The sequence below is a fragment of the Cupriavidus sp. 01L46 genome (assembly GCF_056399905.1).
Map to the genome: position 1 here is coordinate 22,555 of NZ_JBFTSF010000081.1, position 7,458 is coordinate 30,012.

Consider the following 7,458-nt stretch of genomic DNA (forward strand, 5'->3'; position numbering starts at 1 on the left):
GTTCGCGTCAAGCATGAGGATACCCATGGAAGCCCAGCGCCTGCAGTTCCCGGGAAGTGATGGTCAGCAACTCTCCGCGCGGCTGGATTTGCCAGTTGGCCCGGTTCGCACCTTTGCCTTGTTCGCCCATTGCTTCACTTGCGGCAAGGACGTGCTGGCGGCGACGCGTATCGCGCAGGCGCTGACGGCACACGGCATCGCCGTGCTGCGCTTTGATTTCACCGGCCTTGGCGGCAGCGGCGGTGATTTCGCCAATACCAATTTCTCGTCCAACGTGGCCGACCTGCTGGCGGCGGCGGACTATCTGCGCCAGCATCACCGGGCGCCGGCCTTGCTGATTGGCCACAGCCTGGGCGGCGCGGCGGTGCTCAGCGCCGCGCACGGCATCCCTGAAGCCAAGGCGGTCGTCACCATCGCCGCGCCGAGCGATCCGAGCCATGTGGTCGGCCTGTTCGGCGACCAGGCCGCGCGCATCGAGGCCGATGGAGAGGCCGAGGTCCGGCTCGCCGGCCGTGCGTTCAAGATCAAGCGGCAGTTCATCGAAGACGTGGCCGAGCAGAAGCTGCTCGATAGCGTAGCCAAGCTGCGCAAGGCGCTGCTGGTCATGCATGCGCCGCAGGACGACACCGTCGGCATCGATAACGCCACGCAGATCTTCATTGCCGCCAAGCATCCCAAGAGCTTCGTCTCGCTCGACCGTGCCGATCACCTGCTCACGCGCAAGGCCGATGCCGTTTACGTGGCCAACACCATCGCGGCATGGAGCCAGCGCTACCTCGACATCGATGCCCTGGATGTGCCGGCCGCGGTGGCCGAGGAAGGGCTGGTGCGGGTGGAGGAAAGCCATGCCGGCAGGTACCAGCAGCGCATCACCGCCGGGCCGCACCACCTGCTGGCCGACGAGCCGGTTTCGTTCGGCGGGCTCAACGGCGGGCCCGCGCCCTACGACCTGCTGCTGGCGGGCCTGGGCGCCTGCACCGCCATGACCATGCGCATGTATGCGGACCGCAAGGGCTGGCCGCTGGAACACGTGGCGGTCACGCTGCGCCACGAGAAGATCCACGCGACCGATTGCGCGGAGTGCTCCACCACCGAAGGCAAGATCGAGTGGATCGAGCGGGAGATCACCATGCGCGGCCCGCTGGACGAGGCGCAGCGCACGGCGCTGCTGGAGATCGCGGACAAGTGCCCAGTCCACCGGACCCTGCATTCGGAGGTGGTGGTGCGGACCCATCTGGCGGAGACTGCCGCCAGGTAGGCGCCGGCACGAACCGGAAGCGGTGGCCTGCGGCCTGCGGGCTGTCCCTTCCGTTTTTGCCTGGGCCTCCTCAGAGGAAGGTTGTCTCGATCCGCGATGCACCCTTGAGGAACAGCGTCACCGGCGTGCGCTCGCAGATCTGCGCGAGCCGCTCGCGCTCGGCCTCGCCCAGTTCCGCGCCGCTAAGCCGGACTTCGCGCCGGATGAAGCGTGCCTCGTCCTTGCCCTGGAAGACCGCCGTGACTTCCACATCGGCCACGGGCCATTGTTTTCTCTGCATATACATCTTCAGCGTGATGGCGGTGCAGGACACCAGACCGGACAGCACGAAGGCAAAGGGCGGCGGGCCCTGGTCCGTGCCGCCCAGCCCGGCGGACTCGTCACCGACCAGCGCGTGGCTGCCGGCCTGCAGGTGCACCAGGTAGTTGGCATCGACCGGGCCGATTCGGGCGGTGGCTTGGGAATTTGACATGGCATTTCCTGGGGTTGTTGGTGCAGATGGTTGTACGGATTGCGCGGATTGTGCGGGTTGTGCTCAATATTATGCGGGCGCGCGCCGCAGGGAAAGGCTCCTCTCGGCATATTTCCCGCTTGTCATCGGCATAGCGGCCCGGGCACCGTACCCGCCCGAAGTGCCCGGCGGCCGGGGCGCGCCTACACTGTAGCCATCGCTTCAAGATCGGGGGCACGCATGGAAGCATCGCAAGTCTTGCCGTTGCTGCTGCATTTCGACCAGCATCTCGGCCCTGCCATCGCGCAGTACGGCACCTTGGTCTACGGCATCCTGTTTGCCATCGTGTTCTGCGAGATCGGGCTGTTGCCGCTGTTCTTCCTGCCTGGCGACCCGCTGCTGTTCCTTTGTGGCGCGTTCTGCGCGTCGGGCGCGCTCAAGCTATGGATCCTGCTGCCGGTGCTGCTGGCCGCCGCGGTGGCCGGCAGCCTGCTGAACTACGCCATCGGCAAAGCCATCGGGTCTCGTGTGCTCACCGGCGGCTACCGCTGGATCAACCGCGACGCGCTGCGCAGGACACATGACTTCTACCAGCGCCACGGCAGCCTGACTTTGCTGCTGTCCCCCTTCGTCGCCGTGGTGCGCACCTTTGCCCCCTTCGTCGCGGGCGTGTCCGCCATGTCCGCGACGCGCTTCACGCTGGCCGCGAGTGCTGGCGCCACGGTGTGGGTGGTGTCGCTGCTGGTTGGCGGTTTTCTCTTCGGCAATGTGCCGCTGGTGCGCGACCACATGAGCGCCATCGTCCTGCTTGGGCTTGCGCTCGGGCTGGGCTCGCTGGTGGTGGCGAGTGCGTGGCGGGCGGTGAGGGGGAGGCATGGGGCGCGGGGGTGAGTCGTTTGCGGTTGCGACGGCGCGCAAGCATGGACATTGAACGTCTCGGGCCGCCCGGCTTCCAGTGACGGATCGATAACATAAAAAATACCCAAATTTTATGCTAAATTGTGTGCTTTATTACGGCTAATAAACGGACTGCAAGCCTGTCCATGCAGTCCGATTGCAACTCGCTACACAGGCCAAGCCAAAGATATGACTGTCACACGCGCCATCTACGCTACCGCGACCGTAAGCATCACGGACCTTCGCCGCAACCCCGGTGCCATCATTGAGGAGGCCGGGAACGAGCCCGTAGCAGTCCTCAATCACAATCGCCCGGCCGCATACCTGGTTCCCGCCCAGGCTTTCGAAGCACTCATGGACAGGCTCGAGGACATCGAGCTTGCGGAAATCGTTCGGCAGCGTCGCGGCGGGAAGGCCGTAAAGGTGTCGCTGGATGAGTTATGAGCTTGCCTTTCACGAAGACGCCTTGAAGGAATGGAAGAAGCTCGATGCGTCGATCAAGGATCAGTTTCGAAAGCAGCTCGAGAAACGTCTGGCCGAACCCCGGGTGCAGTCTGCCAAGCTCAGCGGCAAGGACATGAAGGACGTGTACAAGATCAAGCTGCGCGATGCCGGGTACCGACTGGTGTACGAGGTGAACGATCGTACCGTCACTGTGCTGGTGCTCGCTGTTGGACGATGGGACAAGAGTGAGGCTTATCGCCGGGCTGGTGTGAGGCGATAGCGGTCACCTTGTTTTGCCCCGGCCTATGGTTCGCCGTCCCCATCTTGCGTAGCAACTGCATCATCCTGCCGGCTCGTGCTCCACAAGATGCACACCAGCAACAACACCTGCACCACCAGGCGGATACCCAGTGGGCTCGGCGGAATCTTCGGGAACAGCTCGGGGTGCTGCCACATGTAGACATTGGCCGGCGTGACCGCAAGCGTCAGCAGCGCCTGGCAGTATCCCGCCGCTCGCCGGGTGGGCCGCCACAGCACCCCCAGCGCGCCCAGCAGCCTCTGCGGTCCGCCGGCCCGCCGGCCCGGCAGAGAGGTCGGCTCAAGGCCACTTGGTGCAGGCGGCTGGCCATGCGCGCCTCCCAATTCGAGATTGCTCTCCAACCTTCATCGTTTTGTCATCCGCGCCACCCAGAATGCGCTCACTGTTGATGCAAGGAGTGTGGGATGACGCATGCGATTGAAGTGCGCGGCCTGTCCAAGTCGTTCCAGGCGGGACGCAAGGCGCTGGATAACGTGAGCCTTGCCGTAGCCCCTGGTGAAATGGTGGCGCTGCTGGGTGCCTCGGGCTCGGGCAAGTCCACGTTGCTGCGCCACGTGGCGGGGTTTATCGCTGCCGATGCGGGCGGCGCCGGCGAGGTGCTGGTCAATGGCCGGGGCATCCAGCAAGGCGGCCGGCTGGCGCGCGATGTGCGCGCGGCAAGGGCAGAAATTGGTTTTGTATTCCAGCAGTTCAACCTGGTGGGCCGCCTGCCGGTGATCACGAACGTGTTGACCGGCATGCTGCCGCGCGTGCCGCTGTGGCGCAGCCTGACCCGCTTCTTCCATGTCGGTGAGATCGACGCAGGGCTCGAAGCACTTGCCCAGGTTGGTATAGACGACTATGCCTTTAGGCGGGCCTCCACCTTGTCGGGCGGCCAGCAGCAGCGCGCGGCCATTGCCCGCACGCTGGTGCAAAACGCGCGGGTGATCCTGGCTGACGAGCCGATCGCTTCGCTAGATCCCGAATCCGCGCGGCGCGTGATGGAGTTGCTGGCGCAGATCAACCGAGCGCGCCGCGTGGCGGTGGTGGTGTCGCTGCACCAGGTGGATGTGGCGATGCGCTATTGCCCGCGTGTGGTCGCGCTGCGCCACGGCAAAGTGGTCTACGACGGCCTGTCCGCGGCGCTGACCCCGGCCATGCTGCGCGAGCTGTATGGCACGGAGGCCGCCGAGCTGCTGCCCGACGGCGCGGGGCTGGAGGTTGCCGCGCCCGCCATGCTGCACGGCGGCCTGGCGGCGGCCTGACTGACCCTGGATTTCTTCGCAATGTTTCCCGCAAGCACCCCCAACAAGGCTTTTCCTCGGAGTTCCCTCATGCTGCGCAGAACCCTTTTCGCCCTGATCGTCACGAGCGCCGCTGGCGCGCTCTCGTTGCCCGCCTTTGCCCAGGAAGGCAAGGTCCTCAATATGGGCTTCATCTCGACGGAAACCTCGTCCAACCTGAAGTCCGCCTGGCAGCCGGTGATCGATGACCTGGGCAAGCAGCTGGGCGTGCAGGTCAAGCCGTTCTTCGCCTCCGACTACGCTGGCATCATCGAAGCCATGCGCTTCAACAAGGTGCAGATTGCCTGGTTCGGCAACAAGTCCGCCATCGAAGCGGTGGACCGCGCCAACGGCGAGGTGTTCGCCTCGGTGATCGACAAGGACGGCAACCCMGGCTACTGGTCGCTCCTGATCGTCAACAAGGACAGCAACCTCAAGACGCTGGACGATGTGCTCAAGCAAGGCAAGTCGCTGAGCTACGGCGCGGGCGATCCGAACTCCACCTCGGGCACCGCCGTGCCGGGCCACTACCTGTGGGGCGCCCACAAGATCGAGCCGAAGACCTTCTTCAAGACGGTGCGCGTGAGCAACCACGAAACCAACCTGCTGTCGGTGCTGAACAAGCAGGTCGACGTGGCGGTCAACAACACCGAGAACATGGAGCGCTACCGCATCAACACCGGAAAAAACGCCTATGACCAGGTGCGCGTGCTGTGGAAGTCGCCGCTGATCCCGGCGGATCCGCTGGTCTACCGCAAGGACCTGCCGGCCGATGTCAAGGCCAAGGTACAGACCTTCTTCGTGAACTATGGCAAGGGTGCCGACGCCGCGCGCGAGAAAGAGAACCTTGCCAAGCTGACCTACCAGGGTTTCCGTGCGTCCAACGACAAGCAGCTGGTGCCGATCCGCCAGATCGAGCTGGCCCGCGAGAAGACCAAGATCGAGTCCGACACCACGATGGCCGCGCCGGACAAGGAAAAGCGCCTTGCCGACCTGAGCAGCAAGCTGGCTGAGCTCGACAAGATCGCCGCCAGCGCGCAGTAACGCGCCCATCGTCGGCCCGCCCCAAAGCCGGGGCGGGCCGCACACCGCCGCCTCATCTTCGCTTTCGCCCAAGTATTCATGCATCCTCCCGCCAACCCCACCATGATCCCAGCCACTCCGCCTCGTGCCGTTCGTCCGCCGCGTGCCAGCCTGCCTGTCATGTTCGTCTGGGCGGTGGTGCTCGCCTTGCTGGTCATGTCGTGGCAGGGCGCCGACATGCGTCCGCTCGACCTGTGGAGGGACTCGGGCAACATGGCGAAATTCGCTGCTGACTTCTTTCCGCCCAGCTTCCGTGACTGGCGCATCTACCTGGACGAGATGCTGGTGACCGTGCAGATCGCAATCTGGGGTACCTTCCTGTCCATCGTGTTTGCCGTGCCGCTAGGCCTGGCGTGTTCCGCCAACATCGTGCCGGCCTGGGTCTACCAGCCGATGCGCCGCGTGATGGATGCCTGCCGCGCCATCAATGAGATGGTGTTCGCCATGCTGTTTATCGTGGCGGTGGGGCTGGGCCCCTTCGCCGGCGTGCTCGCGCTGTGGGTGCACACCACCGGCGTGCTCGCCAAGCTGTTCTCGGAAGCCGTGGAGGCCATCGACCCGCGCCCCGTGGAAGGCGTGCGCGCCACCGGCGCCAACGCACTCGAAGAGGTGGTCTATGGCGTGATCCCGCAGGTGCTGCCGCTGTGGATCTCCTATGCGCTGTACCGCTTCGAATCCAATGTGCGCTCGGCCACGGTGCTTGGCATCGTCGGCGCGGGCGGCATCGGCACCGTGCTGTGGGAGATCATCCGCAGCTTCCAGTATGCCGAGACCTGCGCGGTGATCATCATCATCGTTGGCTTTGTCACGCTTATCGATTTGTTGTCCGCCCGGATCCGCAAGGCGCTGGTTTGACAGCGGTCCCAAGCCGCCTCAAGCCACCTCAATCTGCCTCACGACATCAGCCCGCACAMACAAATCATCATGACCATCCTCAGGCGCATCGAAATCCTCTTCTCCGGCCACGGCACCGCCTTCTACGGCGGCGAGGCCATCACCCAGACCGAGCATGCGCTGCAGTGCGCGCAACTAGCCGAGCAGGCCGGCGACCCCGAGCCGCTGATCGTCGCCAGCCTGCTGCACGACCTTGGCCACCTCGTGATGTCCGAGGACAGCACCACCGATATGCGCCACCAGGAAGTCGGCGCCGACCTGCTGGCGGTCGGGTTTGGGCCGGAGGTGACCGAGCCGGTGCGCATGCATGTGGCCGCCAAGCGCTACCTGTGCGCTACCGTGCCGGGCTACCAGGCGATCCTGTCGCCAGCCTCGCAACACAGCCTGGCACTGCAGGGCGGCCCCTTTGACGCGGCCCAGGCGGAGGCTTTCGTCGCCCATCCCCACGGGCCGGCAGCCGTGCGCCTGCGCCGCTACGACGACCTGGCCAAGGTCGTCGGCCTTGCCACGCCGCCGCTGGAGTACTACCTGCCGATGGTAGCGCGCTGCCTGCGGCGTGCTCCCTGACCCGCATCGCACCTCTGCAACCTCACTCGAAACCGATATCCGCATGGACCTGCCAGATGCACGCCGCACCGGCGGCGGCCCGACCCTGCACGAAGTGACCGGCACCGATGCCGAACTGCTGCAGGTTGCCGCCTTGCTCTCCGAAATGGACAACGAGACGCCGCTGCCGTTGCAGCGCATGCGTGCACTGTTCGCCCAGCTCAAGGCGATGCCGCACTATCGCTGCTACCTCATGCGCAGCGCCGCCGGCGAAGCGCTCGGCACGTTTTGCCTGCTGGTGTTC

At 65.1% G+C, this 7,458-nt stretch carries 10 protein-coding genes and 1 pseudogene; 9 read left to right on the forward strand and 2 right to left on the reverse strand.

Translation table 11 applies throughout. From position 1 onward, the window contains the following. Positions 1–25 precede the first annotated feature (25 nt). Positions 26–1,258: a bifunctional alpha/beta hydrolase/OsmC family protein gene (locus AC1DS3_RS16725; RefSeq protein WP_441635419.1), complete on the forward strand. Its 1,233-nt coding sequence runs from the start codon at positions 26–28 to the stop codon at positions 1,256–1,258. Positions 1,259–1,328: 70 nt separating this feature from the next. On the opposite strand, the gene AC1DS3_RS16730 is transcribed toward AC1DS3_RS16725, so the two are convergent. Then, entirely contained in the window at positions 1,329–1,730 is a 402-nt protein-coding gene (locus AC1DS3_RS16730) for an OsmC family protein (RefSeq protein ID WP_441635417.1), read from the reverse strand. Positions 1,731–1,949: 219 nt separating this feature from the next. On the opposite strand from AC1DS3_RS16730, the gene AC1DS3_RS16735 reads away from it, so the two are divergent. The 3 genes from AC1DS3_RS16735 (at position 1,950) to AC1DS3_RS16745 (ending at position 3,330) form a co-directional block, all read left to right on the forward strand. Beyond that, positions 1,950–2,600 carry a VTT domain-containing protein gene (locus AC1DS3_RS16735; RefSeq protein ID WP_441635415.1) on the forward strand — a complete coding sequence of 217 codons (651 nt, stop codon included), beginning with the start codon at positions 1,950–1,952 and terminating at the stop codon, positions 2,598–2,600. Between the two features lie 195 nt (positions 2,601–2,795). After that, positions 2,796–3,050 carry a type II toxin-antitoxin system Phd/YefM family antitoxin gene (locus tag AC1DS3_RS16740; RefSeq protein WP_441635413.1) on the forward strand — a complete coding sequence of 85 codons (255 nt, stop codon included), beginning with the start codon at positions 2,796–2,798 and terminating at the stop codon, positions 3,048–3,050. After that, complete coding sequence (locus AC1DS3_RS16745; RefSeq protein ID WP_441635411.1) at positions 3,040–3,330, forward strand: type II toxin-antitoxin system RelE family toxin; 291 nt, start codon at positions 3,040–3,042, stop codon at positions 3,328–3,330. Before AC1DS3_RS16740 ends, AC1DS3_RS16745 begins: the two co-directional genes overlap by 11 nt. Before the next feature lie 23 nt (positions 3,331–3,353). On the opposite strand, the gene AC1DS3_RS16750 is transcribed toward AC1DS3_RS16745, so the two are convergent. Continuing rightward, the gene (locus AC1DS3_RS16750) at positions 3,354–3,710 is read right to left on the reverse strand and encodes a DoxX family protein (RefSeq protein WP_441635409.1); all 357 of its coding nucleotides are present in this window, start codon (positions 3,708–3,710) and stop codon (positions 3,354–3,356) included. A gap of 63 nt (positions 3,711–3,773) precedes the next feature. Here AC1DS3_RS16750 and phnC point away from each other — a divergent pair, with 63 nt between their 5' ends. From phnC to AC1DS3_RS16775, 5 genes and pseudogenes are all read left to right on the forward strand, one after another. Further along, positions 3,774–4,613: a phosphonate ABC transporter ATP-binding protein gene (phnC, locus tag AC1DS3_RS16755; RefSeq protein ID WP_441635407.1), complete on the forward strand. Its 840-nt coding sequence runs from the start codon at positions 3,774–3,776 to the stop codon at positions 4,611–4,613. A gap of 69 nt (positions 4,614–4,682) precedes the next feature. Continuing rightward, positions 4,683–5,675, forward strand: coding sequence for a phosphonate ABC transporter substrate-binding protein (gene phnD / locus AC1DS3_RS16760; RefSeq protein WP_441635405.1), 993 nt, complete (start codon positions 4,683–4,685; stop codon positions 5,673–5,675). Between the two features lie 102 nt (positions 5,676–5,777). After that, the gene (gene phnE, locus AC1DS3_RS16765) at positions 5,778–6,569 is read left to right on the forward strand and encodes a phosphonate ABC transporter, permease protein PhnE (protein ID WP_441635403.1); all 792 of its coding nucleotides are present in this window, start codon (positions 5,778–5,780) and stop codon (positions 6,567–6,569) included. Positions 6,570–6,638: 69 nt separating this feature from the next. Beyond that, complete coding sequence (locus tag AC1DS3_RS16770) at positions 6,639–7,175, forward strand: phosphonate degradation HD-domain oxygenase (protein ID WP_441635401.1); 537 nt, start codon at positions 6,639–6,641, stop codon at positions 7,173–7,175. 43 nt (positions 7,176–7,218) lie between these two features. Then, positions 7,219–7,458, forward strand: a pseudogene (locus AC1DS3_RS16775) (GNAT family N-acetyltransferase); the annotation flags it as partial.